The 18,226-nt window shown below is 64.6% G+C and carries 14 protein-coding genes; 5 read left to right on the top strand and 9 right to left on the bottom strand.

What is annotated here, in order from left to right:
- Positions 1 to 387 precede the first annotated feature (387 nt).
- On the bottom strand, positions 388 to 1,608 hold the full coding sequence (locus AC1A0G_RS00580) for a glucuronyl esterase domain-containing protein (protein ID WP_476526711.1): 1,221 nt from the start codon (positions 1,606 to 1,608) through the stop codon (positions 388 to 390).
- A gap of 458 nt (positions 1,609 to 2,066) precedes the next feature.
- On the opposite strand from AC1A0G_RS00580, the gene AC1A0G_RS00575 reads away from it, so the two are divergent.
- Positions 2,067 to 2,834, top strand: coding sequence for a nitroreductase family protein (locus tag AC1A0G_RS00575; protein WP_476526833.1), 768 nt, complete (start codon positions 2,067 to 2,069; stop codon positions 2,832 to 2,834).
- A gap of 140 nt (positions 2,835 to 2,974) precedes the next feature.
- Here AC1A0G_RS00575 and AC1A0G_RS00570 read toward each other — a convergent pair whose 3' ends face one another.
- The gene (locus tag AC1A0G_RS00570; protein WP_476526710.1) at positions 2,975 to 3,964 is read right to left on the bottom strand and encodes a zinc-binding dehydrogenase; all 990 of its coding nucleotides are present in this window, start codon (positions 3,962 to 3,964) and stop codon (positions 2,975 to 2,977) included.
- Between the two features lie 176 nt (positions 3,965 to 4,140).
- Between AC1A0G_RS00570 and AC1A0G_RS00565 the strand changes: the two genes are divergently transcribed.
- The 3 genes from AC1A0G_RS00565 to AC1A0G_RS00555 all read left to right on the top strand — a co-directional run bounded on the left by AC1A0G_RS00565 (position 4,141) and on the right by AC1A0G_RS00555 (position 9,330).
- On the top strand, positions 4,141 to 6,141 hold the full coding sequence (locus AC1A0G_RS00565; protein WP_476526709.1) for a 1-deoxy-D-xylulose-5-phosphate synthase: 2,001 nt from the start codon (positions 4,141 to 4,143) through the stop codon (positions 6,139 to 6,141).
- A 326-nt stretch (positions 6,142 to 6,467) separates the two neighbouring features.
- Entirely contained in the window at positions 6,468 to 8,084 is a 1,617-nt protein-coding gene (locus AC1A0G_RS00560) for a beta strand repeat-containing protein (RefSeq protein ID WP_476526708.1), read from the top strand.
- Between the two features lie 439 nt (positions 8,085 to 8,523).
- On the top strand, positions 8,524 to 9,330 hold the full coding sequence (locus AC1A0G_RS00555; protein ID WP_476526707.1) for a hypothetical protein: 807 nt from the start codon (positions 8,524 to 8,526) through the stop codon (positions 9,328 to 9,330).
- 578 nt (positions 9,331 to 9,908) lie between these two features.
- Here AC1A0G_RS00555 and AC1A0G_RS00550 read toward each other — a convergent pair.
- Positions 9,909 to 11,012: an AEC family transporter gene (locus AC1A0G_RS00550; protein WP_476526706.1), complete on the bottom strand. Its 1,104-nt coding sequence runs from the start codon at positions 11,010 to 11,012 to the stop codon at positions 9,909 to 9,911.
- 168 nt (positions 11,013 to 11,180) lie between these two features.
- A complete protein-coding gene (locus AC1A0G_RS00545; RefSeq protein WP_476526705.1) occupies positions 11,181 to 11,624 on the bottom strand; it encodes a MerR family transcriptional regulator in 444 nt (147 codons plus the stop codon).
- Positions 11,625 to 11,958: 334 nt separating this feature from the next.
- Between AC1A0G_RS00545 and AC1A0G_RS00540 the strand changes: the two genes are divergently transcribed.
- On the top strand, positions 11,959 to 12,966 hold the full coding sequence (locus AC1A0G_RS00540) for an aldo/keto reductase (RefSeq protein ID WP_476526704.1): 1,008 nt from the start codon (positions 11,959 to 11,961) through the stop codon (positions 12,964 to 12,966).
- 165 nt (positions 12,967 to 13,131) lie between these two features.
- On the opposite strand, the gene AC1A0G_RS00535 is transcribed toward AC1A0G_RS00540, so the two are convergent.
- From AC1A0G_RS00535 to argB, 5 genes are all read right to left on the bottom strand, one after another.
- Positions 13,132 to 14,370: an argininosuccinate synthase gene (locus AC1A0G_RS00535; protein ID WP_476526703.1), complete on the bottom strand. Its 1,239-nt coding sequence runs from the start codon at positions 14,368 to 14,370 to the stop codon at positions 13,132 to 13,134.
- A gap of 79 nt (positions 14,371 to 14,449) precedes the next feature.
- Positions 14,450 to 14,962, bottom strand: a complete 513-nt coding sequence (gene argR, locus AC1A0G_RS00530) for an arginine repressor (protein ID WP_476526702.1) — start codon at positions 14,960 to 14,962, stop codon at positions 14,450 to 14,452.
- Entirely contained in the window at positions 14,959 to 15,924 is a 966-nt protein-coding gene (gene argF / locus AC1A0G_RS00525; RefSeq protein WP_476526701.1) for an ornithine carbamoyltransferase, read from the bottom strand. The genes argR and argF overlap by 4 nt, the downstream gene beginning before the upstream one ends.
- 34 nt (positions 15,925 to 15,958) lie before the next feature.
- On the bottom strand, positions 15,959 to 17,254 hold the full coding sequence (locus tag AC1A0G_RS00520) for an acetylornithine transaminase (RefSeq protein ID WP_476526700.1): 1,296 nt from the start codon (positions 17,252 to 17,254) through the stop codon (positions 15,959 to 15,961).
- A complete protein-coding gene (gene argB / locus AC1A0G_RS00515; protein ID WP_476526699.1) occupies positions 17,244 to 18,197 on the bottom strand; it encodes an acetylglutamate kinase in 954 nt (317 codons plus the stop codon). The genes AC1A0G_RS00520 and argB overlap by 11 nt, the downstream gene beginning before the upstream one ends.
- Positions 18,198 to 18,226: the final 29 nt, after the last annotated feature.

Below are 18,226 nucleotides of genomic sequence, written 5' to 3'. Positions count from 1 at the left end.
GCGTTCTGCCCCGCAAGCAGCACCATTAGCGGGGCAAATCGAGGAAGAACCCCTCTTCCCGCCTCGCTAAGCACACCTTCAGCGGGGTCAATCACGGAAGAATCCCACCTTCCGCTTCGCTAAGCGCCTCTGCAGCGAGGCAAATCCAGAGGAATCCGCGTTCTGCCCCGCTGGCGGCTTCCCAGTGGGGCAAATCACGGAAAACCCTACGAATCGCCCCACTCAGCATGCCAATAGCGGGGCAAAACGCGGAATACCTCGCAACTCGCCCCGCTGAGAAGTTCCCCCGCGAGGCGCATAGCAGAAGAATCCAGCGAATCGCCTCGCTCCATGCTCCTATAGCGGGGCAAAACGCGGAAGAGGCCGACGAACCACCCCGCCAAATGACTACTCGGCATCCGGAGCGATCCACGCGTAGCCGACGGGGGCGTCGCCGTCGCAGCGGGTCTTGTAAGTGGTGTGGACCGGTTTGCCGCCGAGCACCGCATCGCAGAAGTCGAGTATCACGGACCAATCCTCGGGCGTGTAGGCGTGGCCGCCTTCGCGGTAGTGGATGCCGCAGCGCTCGGGCACGCCGAGGAACCGGTAGACCTCGCTGGCCGCCAACCACGCCGTCTGCGTGCCGAACTGGTTGGCCGCGCCGTCATCCAACCCCTCCACCACGATCAGCCCTCGCGGCGCGGTGCATGCGGCGAGCGTATTCGCATCGAACGGCATCTCGCACTCACGATACGGCCGCTCGCCATCCGAGGAACCGTACGCGGCCGCTTCGGGCACGACCCAGTGCGGGAACCAGTTCGCCATGCGCCCGATGCGTTCGAAATGACCATGGCCCTCACCGAACCGGTTGCCTTGCAAGCGCATCGATCCCATGCCGCCGCAGCCGGAGCCGGCCGGAGCGGTCACGGCCACTCGCGTGTCGGTCAGACCGCAGCACAACGCGGTTTTGCCGAACCGGGAGTGTCCGGTGGCGACGATCCGATTCGCATCGATGCAATCCCGGGTCGTCAACCAGTCGATCACCCGGCTTTGCAGCCACGCCCATACGGCGAACGCATGCCACGTATACCCCGGATACGCGCGGAGGCACGGACTCACGAAGAATCGTTCCGCATCGTCCGGCGCGGCCTCGTCGATCTCGAATCCGGCGACCGCATACCCGCGGCGCACCGCCTCGCGCAGCATGCTCTCCTCGACGCACAGTCCGCAACAATGGTCGGGAGAGCGATAATTCGGCAGCACCAGCGCGCCAACCGGCTCCCTGCCATCCGCGGGCCGACACACGCGCACGTTGAACGCGATCGGAACCCCGCCCGGCGTGTCCACGATCGTCAACCGCACCAACTCGAATACGGCATCCCCGTCCAGCACCGGCGCACGGTTCACAAACTCGGCCGCCATACCGCCAGCCGCCGGCGCGGGCGGCATGGTGCCATACAATTCCCGCAACACCAGGCCGACCAAGTACTCGCGTTGCACCGGCCACTGCTCCCGTGTCCGAATCCGCTCGCCGTCCGGCCCCTTGAACGGATCGGGCAGCAGCCAATCGTCACGCGAGCCTGCAGCTTCGGCAACTTGCATCCTGGCATCACCAGTCGTATCAGCCATCACATCCCCTTCATTCATGCGATCATCCGCGATATCAGCATGCGATCGAACTCAGGGCGACAGGTCCTCCGCCAACTTCATCACGCCACAACAAGGCAGCGGACACAACCGCACCTAGTACTTTGTCGGACTTAATGTGATGGGTTTGACGCTCCCCCAGTCGGCTTCGCCGACAGCGTCCCGCAATTGTGGACGGCCTGTGGCCGCGTTCTGTCGGCTCGCTGTCGCTCGCACCTCGCCTACAAACGCCGCCGGCGTTTGCTTCACGGCTCGGCCCTCAGCCGAGGGGGCCGAGAATAGAGACGTGTCAGTTTAGGTCCGACAAAGTACTAGTCCATCGCACGTACCAGTCTAATCCAGCTCGCAACGATGCGAAACGTTCGGCTGGAAGTTACCTCACAGCATACCTATGGCGTGTCGCCCAACGCTCGCGTGACAATACAGTCATGACCACAGATCTGATCCATAACGACACCATCGACACCCTCCTCAACCGTCGCTCGATCCGCGCGTTCAAGCCGGAGCCGATCGACGAGCGGACCATCGCCACGCTCGAGACGGTCGCGCAGCATGCCGCGTCCAGCCAGTTCCTCAACGACTGGTCCGCGATCCGTATCACCGACCCCGATCTCAAGCGCAAGATGGCAGAATACGGCCATCAGGCGTACATCGCCACCGCTCCCCTGCTGTACGTGTTCGTGCTGGACGAGCACCGCAACGCCGCCATCGCCAAGGCGAAGGGCATCGACACGGATGCCGACGAGTTCACGCTCAAGACCAGCTACCGCTTCGCGCAGGCGCAGAACGACGCCGTGCTCGCCTTGCACACGATGGAAACGGCGGCCGAATCGCTCGGTCTCGGTTGCGTGATCCTCGGCTCGCTGCTCAACGACGTGAACGGCCTGATCGATTCGCTGAACCTGCCCGAATACACGTACCCGGTGCTGGGTCTGGCGATCGGCAAGCCGGATCAGGAGCCGGCTTTGAAGCCGCGCATGCCGCGTTCGATGCAGTTCTTTGAGAACACGTATCCGTCCGACGATGAGGCGACGCTCGAACCGCTCGCCGAGTTCGACGCCGCGGTGCACCAGTATTACGATCTGCGTCACGCCGACCGCCCGGTGGACGCGTTCAGCGACCAGATCGCGAAGAATGCGACGGCCGATATGGCCGGTCACGCGATGGCAAAGCCGGTCGCCGCGCAGGGCTTCCGTCTGGACCGCTAGCCGCGGCGCGCTCCACGAACCTCAATAGGTTCGCGATAAGCCCCGTAATTCACGCATATGACCGGTGAGGCCCCGAATCGATTCAGATTCGGGGCCTCGCTATATTCAACCGCGAGCGCAGCGCGCCCAGCGTCCGTCGCTCACACGCGCAGCACGACCTTGCCGAACACGTCGCCGCCGGCCACCTTGGCGAACGCGGCCGGCGCATCGGCGAGCGCATATGTCGAGTCGATCGCCGGATGCAGGTCGGCGTGTTCCACGAAGCGCAGCAGCCGCGCGAAGTCGTCGCGCGATCCCATCGTGGTGCCTTGCACGCGGATGTCCTGGAAGAAGATGCGGGTGAGTTCGGCGCCGGGCTGGTCGCCGGTCGTCGCACCGCAGATCGCGATCGTGCCGCTCGGACGCACGGATTTGACCGAATGACTCCACGTTGCCGCGCCGACCGATTCGATGACCGCATCGACCTTGCGCGGCAGCCTCGCGCCCGCCTCGAACGCCGCGTCCGCGCCGAGGCCGAGCGCGCGCTCACGTTTGCCGGCGTCGCGCGAGGTGACGAACACCTCGAGTCCGGCCGCATGCGCGAGCTGGATGGCCGCGGTGGACACGCCGCCGCCCGCGCCCTGCACGAGGATCGTGTCGCCGGGTTTGACGTTTGCGGATGTGAACACGAGCGAGTAGGCGGTCAGCCAGCTTGTGCCGAGCGCGGCGGCCTCTTCGAGGCTCAGGTTGGCGGGTTTGGCGAACACGTTGGCGCTGGGCACCTGCGTTTTCTCGGCCATCGTGCCCTGATAGTGCTCGGAGAGGATCGTGCGGCGTTCGCCGGGCATGACGCCGGCGTTGTCGGTGCCGACGACGGTGTAGAGCACGACTTCGCTGCCGGCCTTGAGTCCTTTGCGCACGGGGATGTCGTCGTCGAGGATGCCGGCCGCGTCGGTGCCGAGGATCATCGGCGTCTGCTCGGCGGCCAGTCCCACGCCTTTGAGGCTCCAGATGTCGTGATGGTTGACGGTGGCGGCCTTGACCGAGACGGTCGACCAGAACGGGCGCGGCTCGGGTTCGGGGCGCTCGCCCACCGCGAGCGCGTCCAGCGGATGTTCGGCGTTGACGTCTGCTGCATATACGGCCTTCATTGGCCCTCCTTGTCGTCGGTATTCCACGAGTCACGGACCAGTCTAGCGAATGCGACGCACGGATACCGCACGAATATACGGAGATGTTGCGGGTATTTGCGAGAATCGCCGGGCCGTATGGCAGACCATGCGTTAGGGTGGTGCTTTTGGAACAGCGAGAAAGGGGCAACTGCGTTATGCGTGGTGGGATGTTGCATACGATTCACGGACCCGCCGACCTGCATGCCCTTGATGCCTCGCAACTGCCCGCCCTGTGCGCGGAAATCAGACGCACGCTGATCGCATACGGCCATCATCACGGCGGCCATATCGGCTCGAACCTCGGCATGGTGGAGGCCACGGTCGCGTTGCATCGCGTGTTCGATTCGCCACGCGACAAGATCGTGTTCGACGTGTCGCACCAAAGCTACGTGCACAAGATGCTCACCGGCCGCGCGGACGCATATCTTGACCCGGCCCGGGGCGACGAGGTGACCGGCTTCACCAATCCGGACGAGTCCGCGCACGACCAGTTCGTGCTGGGCCACACCGGCACGTCGATTTCGCTCGCGTGCGGTCTGGCGAAGACACGCGACATGAACGGCGGCCGTGAGAACGTGATCGCGGTGATCGGCGACGGTTCGCTCAGCTCGGCCATCGCGTTCGAGGGACTGAACAACGCGGCTGTGCAGGGCGGCAATCTCATCATCGTGTTCAACGACAACGAGATGTCGATCACGGAGGATTACGGTGGCATGTACGGTCCGCTCGCGCGTCTGCGCGAGTCCGGCGGCAGCGCGGAACCGAATATTTTCAAGGCGTTCGGCTTGGACTACCGGTATGTGGAGGACGGCAACGACGTGGCCGCGCTCGTGGATGCGTTCGCTGCGGTGCGTGACATCGATCATCCGGTCGTCGTGCATATCCATACGCGTAAAGGTCTGGGATTGCCGGTTGCCGACGGTGCGACGGACGCTGTGGACAGTGCCGGCGATACAGCTGATACTGCCGATGTTGCCGATGCGACCACGGACGATGCGACTGCGAACGGTACGAATACGACGGATTCGTCGGCTGCGCTGACGTCCGACGATGACGACGATGACAGCGATTCCGGCGATGCCATCGTGGCCGCCGAGGATCTGGCGATCACCGAAGGCCGTTGCGAAGCGAACCATTGGATCAACCCCGACAGCGCCGCCGGCCGTCCGCTCGGCGCGCGCAAACATTACGGCCAGCTGGCGATGGCCCAGCTGGAACGCCGGTTCGCCTCCGAACCGGGCCTTGTGGTCATCTCCCCCGCCACGCCTGGCTCGAACGGCATCACGCGCGCCTTCCGCGCCCGTGCCGGGGCGCATTACGTCGACACCGGCATCACCGAAGAGCATGCGGTTGCGTTCGCGTCCGGCATCGCCCGCGCGGGCGGACGCCCGGTGCTGGCCACGTCGGCCACGTTCTTCCAGCGCACGTTCGACCAGTTGCAGCAGGAACTGTCGCTCAACCACACGCCGGTGACGCTGCTCGACTTCGGCGGCGGCCTGTCCGGTGCGGACAACACGCATTCGGGCGCGTTCGACATCGCGATGTTCGGCAACATCCCCGGCCTCACCTGTCTCGCACCGACTTCCGGCCAGTCGTTCCTCGACATGCTCGCATGGTCCACAAGCGCTGCCAACGACTCCCCCGTCGTCATCCGCGTGCCCGGCGACACGATCCTCGCCGCCGAACGCAACGGTCTGACCGCACCCAACGCAACCCAACCGTGGGAACGGTACCGCATCGATCATGCGGGTTCCGGGGTCGCGATTCTCGCGCTCGGCAACGAGTATCCGCTGGGACGGCGGATCGTCTCCGCACTGGCCGACGGTCGCGAGACAAACAGCTCCCCGATCGACGCGACGCTGATCGACCCGCAGCAGTTCTCCACGATCGACGACGCAACGCTCACCGCACTGGCCGAGCATCACCGTCTCGTCGTCACGCTGGAGGATGGCCAGCTCGAAGGCGGCTGGGGCGAGAAGATCACCGCATGGTACGCGAATCACGCCGGCTCCCCCGCGACCGCGCCCATGCGCGTGCTCAACTTCGGTGCGACCAAGGAGTTCACCGATCGTGTCCCGCTCGCCGAACTCAACGAGCGCTACGGCCTGACCGTCAGCCACGTCACCGCCCGCATCCGAGCCATGTTGGCACAGTAATCACAGCATCGACGGCGTTTCCCCTTCCCGTCATTTCGACTGAGCGGTAGCGAGTGGAGAAATCTTAAGAAGCCACACCCGCCGCAAGATTTCTCCGCTCGCTGTGCTCGGTCGAAATGACATGTGAAGGCATTGCTCGGTCGAAACGATAGAACAAGGCCAAGCTCGGTCGAAACGAACACAACGCTCGTGTAATCACATTCAGGAAGCGTCCAGAAAACTTCCAGAGGCTGTTGCCACAGCCGTCAGCCGTCCTTTCGCGACACTCCAGAGCGCTCCACAGAAAGCGTCGTTTACTGGAGTCATCCAAGCGAAAGGATGCGATCATGAACAAGATCAAGCGCACAGCAGCCCGTCGTAACGGCACCGCAACCCGCGCAGCACTTGCCGCACGACCGACGCTCGCCACCTATAAACTCATCGCCATCGCCGCGGCCGTCTCGCTCGCCGGCGGCATGGCCGCTGGAGCCGGCACCGCATACGCCGTCCGCCGCTCCAACGGCTCCTCCGCCAACAGCATCACCATGAACGCGCCCGGCGGCATGGGCGGCGGCGCGAACACCATGAGTTACGACTACGCCGGCTCCTACACCGCCGCGCTCACCGCGGACGGCAAGGAGGTCACCTCCTCCGACGACGTCACGGCCACGGATTCCGACCAGAACGTCGCCCTCGCCCAGAACGGCGGCACGCTTACGATCGACGGCGCCACGCTCACCAAGTCCGGCGACTCCGACAACGCCGACAACAACAACTTCTACGGCACCAATTCGATCTCGCTGACCGTCGGCGACGGCTCGAAAACCGTCATCTCCGGCAGCAAGCTCACCGCGTCCAGCTCCGGTTCGAACGGCGTGTTCGCCACCGACTCGGGCACCGCGCTCGTCTACGACACGACGATCAGCACCACGTCCGACAATTCGCGAGCGCTCGACGCGACCTACTCCGGCACGATCCTCGCCGGCAAGGTCACTGCCGACACGCAGGGCGACCACAGCGCGACCGTGGCGACCGACCGCGGCGGCGGCAACGTGTCCGTCACCGATTCCGAACTGAGCACGGCCGGTTCCGGCTCGCCGCTGCTGTACTCGACCGGCGACGTGCAGGTCAACAACGTGACCGGCACCGCGTCCGGCAGCCAGATCGCCGGCATGGAGGGCTACAACACGATTCTCATCAACAACTCCACGCTGGAAAGCACGAACACCGGCAAAACCGGCTCCGATCCGATCGCCAACGGCGTGATCATCTACCAGTCCACGTCCGGCGACGCCGAGTCCTCCACCGGCGAGCACGCGACGTTCCAGGCGAAGGACTCCACGCTGAAGTCCGCGATCGAATCCGGTTCGATGTTCTACTTCACGAACACGACGGCCGACGTGGTGCTGTCCAACACGACGCTCGACTTCGACACGAGCAAGGCCACGTTGATCAACGCGTCCGGCAACGACGCGAACAACTGGGGTTCGGCCGGCTCGAACGGCGCGACGGTCACGTTCACCGGGCGAGACCAGACGCTGGAGGGCGACGTGACGGCGGACACGATCTCGTCGGTCGACCTGTACCTGCTGGAAGGTTCGACGTGGACGGGCGCGGCTTCGATCACCGAGAACGCGTCGGCGGCGAACGGTTCGACCAGCGACGCGCCGATCACCGTGAACGTTGACGGAACGTCCGTCTGGGTGGTCACCAAGGATACGACGATCTCCGCGCTGAACGTCGCGTCCGGCGGCAAGATCGTCGATTCGAACGGCAAGACGGTGACGATCGTCGCGAACGGCAAGACCGTGGTGTCCGGCGACAGCGACATCACCGTGACCGTGACCAGCTCGTATTCCACGACCGTGGACGCCGACTCCGACACGGAGCTTGCGGACGAGACGATCGACCGCTCCGATTTCGACAGCCAGTTCGGCACCAGCACCAGCTGGACGATGGCATAGTCCGCGGCGATCTCGGCTCCCTCGGCCGAGGGAGCTGTCCGCGAAGCGGACTGAGGGAGCGTCAAACCCATCACATTAAGCCCGACGAAGCACTAGTACTTTGTCGGACCTAAACTGACGCGTCTTTATTCTCGGCCCCCTCGGCTGAGGGGGCTGTCGGCGAAGCCGACTGGGGGAGCGTCAAACCCATCACATTAAGCCCGACGAAGCACTAGTCAGCAGAGATCTTGACTCCCTCTGTCATTCGACCGAATGCCCCTCCCCTGTCATTTCGATTGAGCTACACGGCTTCCCCTGTCATTTCGACTGAGCGAAGCGAACGGAGAAATCTATACGACGGTACTGCATCCGCAAGATTTCTCGACTCCGCTTCGCTCCGCTCGAAATGACACAGTATTCAACGCACCCCATCACACTGTTTCACACCAAAGGAATCATCATGAGCAACGAGAACACCACCAAGATCACCGACGCCACCACCGACACCGAGGCCACGACCCCGATCGAATCCGCGAAGCGCACCGATTGGCAGTGGCAGCAGGAGGAGGCACAGGTCCAGCAGCCGGCCGCGCAGACCGCCGCCGCGACCGAAGCCTCGGCCGAGCAGACGACGCAGTACGGCCAGCCCGATCCGCATGCGCAGTCCACGCCGCAGTATGCGCAGCCCGGCCAGGCAGCATCGTCCGATCAGGCTTACGGCAACGCGTACGGACAGCAGTACGGTCAGGCCTACGGCCAGCAGCCATACGGACAGTATGGCCAGCAGTATGCGCAGCCAAGTCAGGCGAACGGCGGTAACCCGTTCGCGCCGAACGGCCAGCAGTACGGCCAGCCCGGCCAGCCGATGCAAGGTCAGGTTCCGGCCCCGCATCAGACCAATCCGAAGACCAAGTTCTGGGCGATCGTGGCCGGCGTGTCGCTGGTGTGCGGTCTGGTCGGCGGCGCGGCCGGTGCGGCGATCGTGAACGCGGTCAGCGGCAACGGCGATAGCGGTTCGAGCCAGCAGATGCAGATGCCGGGAGGCGGCATGGGTGGCCAGGGCGGACAGTCGAACGGCGGCCAGTCCGACAACTCCAACGGCCAGATGGGCGAACCGCCGAGCATGCCCGGCAGCGATTCGAGCAATTCCAACGGTTCCAGCGAGTCTTCCAATGGCGGTTCCAGCTCTGACGGCCAGTCCGGCAGCAGCTCGTCCAACGATTCAAGCAGCTACACCGGCACCGACTCCGGCCAGATCGAATCCTGATCGAGCACGTCCACACCGTGAGAAATGGTATCGCGCTTCGCGCGATGCCATTCTATTGGCGGCTTCGCCGCGAGTACCCCAACCCGGCGCTTCGCGCCACCCTCCCCTGAAAGGGGAGGGAAAGAACGGAACACTCAGGGGGGAGAAAGGGCGGAACATCTCCCTCCTTTTCAGGGGGTGCTTCGCGACGCGTCCCTGCTCTTCGTATGTTTTTCCCTCCCCTCTTTAGGGACTTCGCCGTAAAGCAAGCGCCGGCGGCGTTTGTAGGCGAAGTGCGAGCCGACAGGCGAGCCGGCAACAGCGCGGACGAAGTCCGTCCATAATTGCAGGACGGGTGGCGCGAAGCGCCGGGATGGGGTACTCGCGGCGAAGCCGCTTAAATAACGCGGCTGTCAGGCCGTCCACAATTGCAGACCGAACAGGTCGAGGCGTTGGCGGCGCCATCCGCCGCCGCCAACGCGGACAAAGCCCATCCACAAGCCCACAAACAAAACCAACATCCGCAGCAACAGACAAATCAAGCATCCCAGCCATTAGGCCGCCAACAACACCATATCGCGCAAAGCGCGATGCCCCATCTACAGAATGATCGCGGAAACAAAGGTGAGCGTGAGCAGCGAGCACAGCGTGGTCACGAGCACGAAGCCGACGCCGTATTCAGGCATGTTGTTGGTGCGGCCGGTGAACATGGCGATCGTGGTCATGGTCGGCAGGGCGGAGACGAGCGTGATCATGAGGATCATGTCGTGCGTGATCGGCATGGGCAGGAAGCCGGCGATCGCGTTGAGCAGCGCGTAGAAGCCGAGCGGGAACACGACCATCTTGACCAGCATGCCCACGTACAGTTCGTAGCGCGTAAGCACGGTCCACCAACGCGTGAGCGCGAACAGGCCACCGAGATAGATGAGCGACATCGGGGTCGCCATCGCGCCGATCCTCTGCAGCGGGGCGAGCACGATCTGCGGAATCTGAACGCCGATGAGAATCAGCGCCAGCGCGGTCATGTTGCCGATGAACGCGGGGTTGACGAACCGTCGCAGCAGGGCGAGCACGCGGCGGCCGATCGACGGCCGATCTGCCGATGCGGCGTCATGCCGCCGTGTCACGCTCCCGGTCACGGAATGATCACGAACATCGCGCGCATTGCCGGCACCGGTGTCCGCATCGCGCCCGGCGCCCGATTGACCATCATGCGCCGTCTTTGCGCTGCCATCGTCGTCCTTGACCGGCTCGCACAGCCATACTCCGTACGTCCACAGGATCGTCTGGTCCACGAACGACATGAGCGCGACGAACAGCGCGGCCTCCTTGCCGAACAGCGACAGCAGGATCGGAATGCCGATGAAGCCGGCGTTGCCGAAGATCATCGAGCATTGGAAGATATGCGAACGATTGCCGCGCAATCGCAGCACGTGCGCGACGACGAAGAACACGGCGATCAGCAGCGCGTACATGATGATCGTGAGCACGATGTCGCCGCGGTTGTCGATGAGCTGCGTGCGGGTCGTGCCGTCCACCGCGTTCGAGAACACGAGCAGCGGAATGAGCACGCTCAGCAGCAGCGAGCACATGCCGTTGAGCGCGGTCTGGCCGTACAGTCGCAATCGCACGCAGATATAGCCGACCATGAGCATGATGAAGAAGCCGACCAACTGGCCGACCACGATCTCGAACTGTCCCATTTCCCCTTGTTTCTTCCTGACGAGCGTGCTGCGATCCTTGTCATGTCGACCGATCCGCCGCAGTTCCTGTCATGCAGGCTGATCTGCCGCAGTTCCTGTCATGTCGACCGAGCGACAGCGAGCGGAGACATCTTTGGCGTCACCGCACGGCACGCGGCCCGACTCCGTTCACTGCACGTACCGGCGGCGCGCGTAGACGCCCCAATCCGGCCGCGGCTCGTGCTCGCGGATGCTGGTGCGCACGTCGCCGTAGAAGTCGAGCTTGCGCAGCACGTGATCATAGGCGGCGTCGAGCGCGCGCCGCTGTTCCTCGATCGCCTCACGGCGGTGCTCGAGCAGGTCCATCATCTCGTCGATGTGGCCGGCCTCGTCGGCCTCGTAGGTGAAGAACCGTTTGAGTTCGTCGATGGTCATGCCGGCGTCCTTGAAACAGCAGATCGAGCCGAGCCGGTCGACGTGCTCGCGCCGGTAGATGCGTTGGCCGGTCGCGGTGCGGCCGACGTTCGGCAGCAGGCCCTGATCCTCGTAGTAGCGCAGCGTCGACGGCTCCATGTGGAACCGGTCGGCCATCTGCCGAATCGTGTACGTCTCGTCCTTGCCGGCATCGCCCATCGTCGTTCGTCCTTCCGATCATCGTCCGCGGTACGTCGCCCCGCGCATCCGGCACGCGCACCGTCGCGGCATCCTCCGCGATCGGCCGCCGCCGGACCGTTCCACCGATCTGCCGTAACGCACACCATTATCCGCAACGTTGCGACACGCTGATCGACGGTCGACGTGCCCGAACTTGCGTTCAAGCGCACTTGAAGCGTAATGATAGTACCAACAGCTGTCCGACGCACGTTTCGTATGACAATTGCCACCGTGATGCAGACCGTGCGAACGACGGCCGACGATCGTACACCAACCGCGGCATCACCGCCGCGATCATCAATGGGAGGATGATATGTTCGAACCGACCAACGACTACGCACCGGCCACCACCCGGTACAACGAGATGCGCTACAACCGCTGCGGCACCAGCGGACTCAAGCTGCCGGCGATCTCGCTCGGCTTCTGGCACAACTTCGGCGACATCACGCCGTACGAGCAGATGAAGTCGCTCGTCTTCACCGCGTTCGACAACGGCATCACGCACTTCGACCTCGCCAACAACTACGGCCCCGAGCCGGGCGCGGCCGAGAAGAGCGCCGGCCGGCTGATCCATCAGTACTTCGCCAAGCACCGCGACGAGCTGATCGTCTCCACCAAGGCCGGCTACGAGATGTGGGCCGGACCTTACGGCGACGGCGGTTCGCGCAAGTACCTGATCGCCTCGCTCGACCAGAGCCTCGAACGGCTCGGCCTCGACTACGTGGACATCTTCTACCATCACCGTCCGGATAACGACACCCCGCTCGAGGAGACGATGGGCGCGCTCGCGCAGATCGTGGCAAGCGGCAAGGCGCTGTACGTGGGCCTGTCGAACTACGACGGCGAGCGCCTCGCCAAGGCCAGCGCGATTCTCGACGAGCTGCACGTGCCGTTCGTGATCAACCAGAACAAGTACAACATTCTTGACCGCACGGTGGAGCGCAACGGTTTGAAGGACACGGCCAAGAAGCTCGGCAAGGGTCTGATCACGTTCTGCCCGCTCGAGCAGGGTCTGCTCACCGACCGCTACCTCAACGGCATTCCGGCCGATTCGCGCGTGGCGCACGATCCGCGCTTCTTGCATGAGGACAGCGTCGAGCGCGTGCATAACAAGATCGTCGCGCTCAACGAGATCGCCTACCAGCGCGGTCAGACGCTGGCGGAAATGAGCCTCGCGTGGCTGCTGCGCGACGACACGGTGACCAGCGTGCTCGCCGGCGCGTCCAAGCCGCAGCAGATCCTCGACAACATCGGTGCCCTGAAGAACACCACGTTCAGCGACGAGGAACTCGCCGCCATCGACAAGATCGCGCTCGGCTGAGCCGCGCCATGGCAACCCCGCGCTGCCGTGGTGTTGCCATGATCGACGGCACAACGGCGGCGATATGAGTGAAGGTCCTCTCCACGGATGTGTGGAGAGGACCTTCACTCATATTCGGGCGATCCGCCGATCAGCCGAACGACCGATCAGCGAATCGCCGTCACATCACTCGACGGTGTTGTCCGGGACTTCGATGCCGTTGCCGAAGCGGACGTCGCGGGCGGCGGCGACGCGGGACGGCAGACCGTAGATGTCGATGAAGCCGTTGGAGGACTTCTGATCGAAGGTGTCGCCGGAATCGTAGGTGGCGAGCTTGTAGTCGTACAGCGAGGCGTCGGAGCGACGGCCGGTGACGACCGCGCGACCACCGTGCAGGGTCATGCGGATCTCACCGGAGACGTACTGCTGCGTCTCCTCGATAAACGCGTTGAGCGAGCGCACGGCCGGGGAGAACCACTGCGCGTCGTAGACCAGTTCGGCCCAGCGCTTGTCGATGTCGCGCTTGATGCGGTGCTGCTCGCGCTCGAGGCAGCAGTTCTCGAGCTCCTGGTGGGCGGTGATGAGCGCGATGGCGCCCGGGGCCTCGTACAGCTCGCGGGACTTGATGCCGACCAGACGGTCCTCGATCAGGTCGATGCGGCCGATGCCCTGCGCGCCGGCGCGGCGGTTGAGCTCTTCGATGGCCTGCAGCGGGGTGACGTCGCGGCCGTCGATCTTGACCGGGATGCCCTGCTTGAATTCGATGGTCACCTCGTCCTCGACCGGCGGGAAGGCCGGATCGTCGGTGTAGGAGTAGCAGTCCTTGGTCGGACCGTTCCACGGGTCCTCGAGGAAGCCGGTCTCGATGGCGCGGCCCCACACGTTCTGGTCGATGGAGTACGGCGACTTCTCGGTCTGGGTGATCGGCAGCTTGTGCTCCTTGGCGAACGCGATCTCCACGTCACGGGTCAGCGACAGGTCGCGGATCGGGCTGATGGCCTTGAGCGTCGGGTCGATCGAAGCGATGGACACCTCGAAGCGGACCTGGTCGTTGCCCTTGCCGGTGCAGCCGTGGGAGATCGTGTCGGCGCCGAACTGGTGGGCGGCGCGCACGAGGTGCTTGGAGATGAGCGGACGGGAAATGGCGGAGACCAGCGGGTACACGCCTTCGTAGAGGGCGTTGGCCTTCAGGGCCTTCATGCAGTACTCGTTGGCGAATTCGTCGCGGGCGTCGACCACGTAGGATTCCACGGCACCGCAGGCGAGCGCGCGCTGCTTGATGGTCTCGAGGCTTTCGCCACCCTGGCCGACGTCGAGGGAGACCGCCACGACGTCCTTGCCAGTGCGCTCCTTGAGGTACGAGATGGCGACGGAGGTGTCTAGACCGCCTGAGTATGCGAGTACGATGCGCTTGTTATCGCTCATGATTGCCTTTCTGTAAACGTCAGCTGATGCAAGTATATGCGCAAGTCTGTATATTTATGCATTGGCGTGGCGAACAAGTTCAGTTTTTGGACGCGATGGACAACAGCCATTGCGCGCGTGCGGCCGCGATGTCGTCGTCGGAGCAGATCACCATCACGGTATCGTCTCCGGCGATCGTGCCGAGCACGCCGTCGATCGGCTGCTTGTCGACCACGCTGGCCACATATTGGGCCGCGCCCGACGGCGTGTGCACGACGATCAGGTTCTTCGCCGCCGCGACCGACGTGACCAAGCCGCCCAGCACCTTCGCCATCTGCTGTTCGGCCTTCTCGCCGATGCCGGCGGCCTGATGGACGGCATGATCGCCCACGGTGTAGGCGATCGTGCCGTCCTTGAGCCGCGTCTTCATCGCGTTGATCTCGTCGAGGTCCCGACTGAGCGTGGCCTGAGTCACGTCGATGCCCTCGTCGGAAAGGATGCCGGAGAGCTGCGACTGCGACGTGATGATGTGGTTGAGCAGGATCTCCTCGATCACGCTCAACCTCGCCGCACGCGTCGCGGGACGCTGCACCGGCGTGTTGGAGTCACTCATGCGAGCAGGCTTTCGTCGCCGCGCTGCTGGCCGACGAGCCAGGTGAGCAGCGCCTTCTGCGCGTGCAGACGGTTCTCGGCCTCATCCCACACCACGGACTGCGGTCCGTCGATCACCGACTCGGTGACCTCTTTGCCACGATAGGCGGGCAGGCAGTGCTGGAACAGCGCGTCCGGCTTGGCGAGCGCCATAAGCTCGTCGTTGACCTGATAGTCCCAGAACGGCTTGGAACGGATCGCGTATTCGGCCTCCTCACCCATCGACACCCACGTGTCGGTGAAGACGCAGTCGGCGTCGGCCACGGCCTCGCGCGGATCGATGGTGACGAGGATCGAACCGCCGTTCTCGGCGGCGATGCGCTCGGCGTCCTCGACGATGTCCTTGCGCGGCAGGTATCCGTACGGGCCGGCGACGCGCACGTGCATGCCGGCGACCGCACCGGCCAGCAGATACGAGTTGGCCATGTTGTTGGCCGCGTCGCCCACGTAGGCGATGGTCTTGCCGGCGAGCGCGTCCACGCCGCCGCGGAACTGCGCGATGGTCAGGAAATCGGCGAGCACCTGGCAGGGGTGGAAGTCGTCGGTCAGCGCGTTGACGACCGGGCAGGTGGCGTACTTGGCCATCTCCTCGACACGGTCCTGGCCGAAGGTGCGCCAGACGATGCCGTACGCCATGCGGGTGAGCACGCGGGCGGTGTCGGCCACCGGCTCGCCGCGGCCGAGCTGGGAGCCGGACTTGTCGATGACGAGCGGGTAGCCGCCGAGTTCCGCGACGCCGATGGAGAAGCTGGAACGGGTGCGGGTGCTGGGCTTGTCGAACAGCACGGCGACGGCCTGGGGACCGGCGAACGGCTGCTTGTAGAAGCGGTTTTCACGGAACTTCATGCCGAGTTCGAGTACCTGCTTCTGTTCTTCATGGTTAAGATCGTCGTCGCGCAGCATGTGGCGAAGCTGACCGGTCATGGAGTGTGCTCCTTATCGTTCGTTTCGGTTCGTTTCAGTCGTTGGGAAGATCGTTGGGGATACGGGAGAGGATGTCGACCGCGGCATCGACGTCTTCGGCGGTGACGATCAGCGGCGGCGCGAGACGCAGCGCGTCGGGGGCGACGGCATTGACGATCAGGCCATGTTCGAGCGCCCAGTTCATCGCCGCATGGGCGCACGGATGGGCCAGCTGGATCGCGTCCAGCAGACCGCTGCCGCGCACAGACGCGAACAGCGGGTTGCCCGATGCCGCGATGCCGTCGCGCAGCTGCTTGCCGCGCTCCTCGGCGTTGGCAACGAGATGCTCGTCCTCGATCACGCCGATCGTGGCGAGCGCGGCGGCCGCGCCGAGCGGGTTGCCGGCGAAGGTCGAGCCGTGCGAGCCGGGCGTGAACAGGCTGGAGAGCTTCTGGCCGAAGGCGATCATGCCGCCCATCGGGAAACCGCCGGCGACGCCCTTGGCGAACGTGACCATGTCGGGTACGACGCCTCCGGACAGATCATCGCGCTGGAACGCGAACCATGCGCCGGTGCGGCCCATGCCGGTCTGGACTTCGTCGATGATGAGCAGCGCGTCGTGCTCGTCGCACATCTGGCGTGCCGTCTTGACATAGTCGGCGCCGAGCGGACGCACGCCCGCCTCGCCTTGGATGAGTTCCATGATGACGGCGGCGACCGGTCCCTTGCCGTACTTGCCCTGGCCGGTCTGCATGAACGCGTCGTGCAGTGCCTGCACGTCGCCGGCCTTGACGAATTCGATGTTCGGCACGAGCGGTTCGAACGGCGTGCGGATGGCGGGCTTCCACGTCGCGGACAGCGCGCCCAGCGTGCGGCCGTGGAAGCCGCTGGTCATCGCGATAATGCGGGCCGGCTTGCCGCCGATCGACGGGGTCGCGCCCGGAAGCGTGCGGCCGTACAGTTTGGCGAGCTTGATGGCCGCCTCGTTGCCTTCGGCGCCGGAGTTGCCGAAGTAGACGTGCGAGCCTTCCGGGGCTCCTGCGAGCTTGACGAGTTTGGCGGCGAGCGTGATCTGCGGCTCGGTGGCGAAGTAGTTGCTGGTGTGCGCCACCTTCGCGGCCTGACGGCTCACGGCCTCGACCCACTTGGGATGCGCGTAGCCGATCGAGTTGACGGCGATGCCGGCGAGGAAGTCGAGGTATTCGTTGCCGTCGACGTCCCATACGTGCGCGCCCTGGCCGTGGTCGAGCACGCGCAGCGGCGTGCCGAACACGTTCATGTGCACCTGGGAGTACTCACCCAGCCATTTGGAGTCCTCGGACCCCAGCGTTTCCTTCTGTTCAGTAGCCATATGAACTCCTCATTTCGACACCGTCCTCGGGCACGACCATCGTACCGATGCCCGCGCTGGTGAAAATCTCGTTCAGGATGGAATGCGGCTTGCGCCCGTCGATGATGTGCGCCTGCGGCACGCCGCCGTCGATCGCACGCACGCAGGCCTCCATCTTCGGCCTCATGCCGGATTCAAGGTCGGGCAGCATGTCGCGCAGGTTCTCCACGCCGATGCGTCCGATCAGCGAGTTGCGGTCCGGCCAGTCGGCGTACAGGCCGTCCACGTCGGTCAGGACCACGAGCTTGCGCGCGCCGAGCGCCGCGGCAAGGGCGGCGGCGGCGGAATCGGCGTTGACGTTGAGCACCTCGCGCGGATCGTCCTCGTTCGGGGCGACCGAGGAGACGACCGGGATACGGCCGGCCGCGATCAGATCCTCGACGGCCGACGCGTCGACGCTCACCACGTCGCCCACAAGGCCGACGTCGGTGGGCTTGCCGTCGATGACCGGCTTGCGCTGCATGGCCGAGAACAGGCCGCCGTCCTCACCGGACAGGCCGACCGCAAGCGGGCCGTGCGCGTTGATCAGGCCGACCAGCTCGCGCGACACCTTGCCGGTGAGCACCATGCGCACCACGTCCATCGCCTCGGGCGTGGTGACGCGCAGACCGCCCTTGAACTCGGATTTGATGCCGAGCGCCTTGAGCATCTGCGAGATCTGCGGGCCGCCGCCATGCACGACGACCGGATGCAGGCCCACCTGACGCAGGAACACCATGTCCTCCGCGAAGCACTGCTTCAAATGGTCGTCGATCATCGCGTTGCCGCCGTATTTGACGACGATGCGTTGGCCGGCGAACTCCTCGAGCCACGGCAGCGCCTCGATGAGCACTTCGGCCTTCTGGTCGGCGCGCAGATCGGTGTGCACGTCGAAATGGAACCCAGGTCCCTTGATATCAGCCATTGTCTTCTTTCTGGTTTTTGCGCTTCCCT

The organism is Bifidobacterium sp. LH_230 (assembly GCF_056357555.1).
Note: the sequence above shows the minus strand (reverse complement) of the source record. Positions and strands in the feature narration are given on the sequence as shown.